1 protein-coding gene and 1 pseudogene are annotated in these 938 nt (G+C 59.7%); both read left to right on the top strand.

Features of this window, described 5'->3' with window-relative positions:
• Positions 1-184 (top strand): annotated as a pseudogene (glnA, locus tag I5W_RS30240) (glutamine synthetase); the annotation flags it as partial.
• A 165-nt stretch (positions 185-349) separates the two neighbouring features.
• A partial coding sequence (locus tag I5W_RS20010; RefSeq protein ID WP_044530544.1) for a two-component system sensor histidine kinase NtrB occupies positions 350-938 on the top strand: 589 nt, incomplete at its 3' end.

Genomic DNA, 938 nt, shown 5'->3' with positions numbered 1-938 from the left:
CGACCGTCTGTGCTTCGCTGGATGAGCCCTGGAACACCTGGACAACGATCGCGAGTTCCTGACCCGTGGCGGCGTCTTCACCGACAGCATGATCGATGCCTACATCGAGCTGAAGATGCAGGAAGTCCAACGCTTCCGCATGACCACGCACCCGATCGAATTCGACATGTACTACTCGCTGTAATCGAATCCGCATCCGGAGAAAAAGGGGAAGCTTGCTTCCCCTTTTTTTATGCGCGGCGCTGCCGATCTCAGCACGCAGTGCGCCCGAAAATTGCTAGTCAGGATGCATCAACGACTGCGCAAGAGCGAGCAAGAAGACATGACCTCAGGCATCACGAATCCTCCCATGAAGACACCGCTTCCTTCCCTCGATGGCCTGGACCTGCTGGCCTCGGCTGTCATCATCCTCGACGCCAAGGGTGGCATCGTCTATGCCAACGCGGCAGCCGAGAACCTGCTGGAGAGTTCCTTCAAGGTGCTCTCGCAACAGAAGCTCTCCGAGCTCTTCCTCAACGGCAAGGAGCTCACCGCGCTGTTCTACCAGGCCATCGAACACCAGTTCGCCGACAAGCGCCTGGACCTGGTGCTGGAGCGCGCCAACCGCGAACCGTTGCAGGTCCATACCATCGTCACGCCCCTCGATAGCCTCGACATGCCGGTGCTGCTGGAGCTGCGCGAGAACGTGCAGCAACTCAAGCTGGACCGTGAAGAACGCATGTTCGACCAGAGCCAGGCCAACAAGGAGCTCATCCGCAACCTGGCCCACGAGATCAAGAATCCGCTGGGCGGTATCCGTGGCGCAGCACAGTTGCTGGAGCTGGAGCTGCCCGAGCGGCATCTGAAGGAATTGCGCGAATACACCCAGGTCATCATCAAGGAAGCCGATCGCCTGCAGACGCTGGTCGATCGCCTGCTGGCCCCGCATCGTCATCCGC

Source organism: Herbaspirillum sp. B65, assembly GCF_000333555.1.
GTDB classification, from domain to species: domain Bacteria; phylum Pseudomonadota; class Gammaproteobacteria; order Burkholderiales; family Burkholderiaceae_D; genus Herbaspirillum; species Herbaspirillum rubrisubalbicans.
Note: the sequence above shows the minus strand (reverse complement) of the source record. Positions and strands in the feature narration are given on the sequence as shown.